This window comes from Dechloromonas hortensis, assembly GCF_009469765.1.
GTDB classification, from domain to species: domain Bacteria; phylum Pseudomonadota; class Gammaproteobacteria; order Burkholderiales; family Rhodocyclaceae; genus Azonexus; species Azonexus hortensis.
In genome coordinates this window covers 1-697 of record NZ_SSSQ01000039.1, presented here as the reverse complement: position 1 = coordinate 697, position 697 = coordinate 1, and the positions used below count along the sequence as shown (strand labels likewise).

The following is a 697-nucleotide window of genomic DNA, read 5'->3' as shown; positions in this document are numbered from 1 at the left end:
ACCCCGGCCAGGGTGGCGGTGGCGCCGGCGGCGTAGGTCGTGCCACCGACCGTGAAGGTGGTGACGCTGACCGGGCCTTCTCCGCTAGACGTACCGGTCAGCACGCTTCCGTTCAGGATCGTATCCTCGTTGACGCTGACTGTTTCGTTGGCATCGGTGAAAGGATCATTATCGAGAATGGTTCCCACGCCTTGCACCGGCACTCCATTACGCGACGTAGACGCTGACAGACTCATCGTTTCAGCGGTTTCATCAATGGCATCATCTGCAGTCGGTAGTCTGACCATAAAGCTGGTCACCAGGGCAGGAACCGAAATATTCGCAGTCAGCGCGCTCCACGATGCGCCATTGTTGAAAGATACGGAACCGACTGAAGACCAATCCAGGCCCTCCGTCGCAGTGATCCCTTGCAAGGCGAGCGCAACCGTCGTTGTTGTCAGACTTGGGTTCGACAGTTGAATCTCGAACACCAGGTTATTGCCCTCCTGGACCGAGGGGCTGGAAACAGAGGTAACGAAGGGACTATCGTCATTGGCCGGGCCACCCGGCAGGGTGCGCCCGTCGTCGACGATGGTGCCGACGCCCTGGCCGTCAACAATGACGGCGCCGACCGGGTTCGACAGGTTGATGTTGAAGCGTTCGGCGCCTTCGAAGGTGCCGTCGTTATTGATCGCCACCGTGATGGTTTGCGTCGCGA

At 59.4% G+C, this 697-nt stretch carries 1 protein-coding gene; it reads right to left on the bottom strand.

The annotated features are described in order from the left end of the window. Nucleotides 1–697, bottom strand: a 697-nt coding sequence (locus GH663_RS21025) for a Calx-beta domain-containing protein (RefSeq protein WP_211371228.1), incomplete at both ends; no start/stop codon positions are given.